A 980-nucleotide genomic window follows, 5' to 3' on the forward strand; every position below is an offset into this window, starting at 1 on the left:
GGGACGAAGCTGACCATAGTCTCGAACATGACCCGAGAGCCGTCCTGGATAAACTGGCCCATGGAGTGCAGGTCGGCGGTAAATTCCACGCTGGCGGGGAACAGTCCCTTGCCGTCCTTGCCCTCGCTCTCGCCGTAGAGCTGCTTCCACCACTCGGCAAAGAAGCGGAACCGGGGCTCGTAGCCCGCCAGCACCTCGATGGCCTTGCCGCCCTGGTACAGCCCGTGGCGGGCGGCGGCGTACTGCCAGGCGGGATTGTCCAGACCGGGGACGGCCAGCGCCTCCATGGCCTGGCGGGCGCCCCCCATCAGGGCCTCAATGTCCACGCCGGCCACCGCAATGGGCAGCAGCCCCACGGCGGTGAGCACGGAGAACCGGCCGCCCACGTCGTCGGGCACCACGAACTCCTCGTAGCCCTCCCCGTCGGCCAGACCCTTCAGCGCACCCCGGGCCTTGTCGGTGGTGGCATAGATGCGCTCCCGGGCCCCCTCCTTGCCGTACTTCTTCTCCAGCAGTTCCTTGAAAATGCGGAAGGAGACAGCGGGCTCGGTGGTGGTGCCCGACTTGGAGATGACGTTGACCGAGAAGTCCCGGTCCCCGATGAGGTCGATAAGCTCCAGCAGGGCGTCGGTGGACAGGCCGTTTCCGGCGAAGAAGACGTCGGGGGTGTCCTTCTTCTTCAGGTTGTAGTTGTTGGACTGGATCAGCTCAATGACGGCCCGGGCCCCCAGATAGGAGCCGCCAATGCCGATGACCACCAGCACCTGGGACTGCTGCTGGATCTTTTTGGCTGCCGCCTGGATGCGGGAAAACTCCTCCTTGTCGTAGTCCCGGGGGAGGTGGACCCAGCCGGTGAAGTCCCCGCCGGGACCGGTGTGAGTGGCCAGCATCTCCGCCGCCTTGGCCAGCCGCTCCTGGCGGGAGGTCAGATAGTCCTCGGGCAGAAAGCCGCTCAGCTTGGAGAGATCGAGTTTTAACAT

General features: G+C 65.4%; 1 protein-coding gene. It reads right to left on the reverse strand.

Features of this window, described 5'->3' with window-relative positions:
* Positions 1 to 980: glucose-6-phosphate isomerase (locus D1646_RS22435; RefSeq protein WP_160638531.1), on the reverse strand; the 980-nt coding region annotated here is incomplete at both ends.

The organism is Pseudoflavonifractor sp. 60, assembly GCF_009911645.1.
GTDB lineage: Bacteria > Bacillota > Clostridia > Oscillospirales > Oscillospiraceae > Lawsonibacter.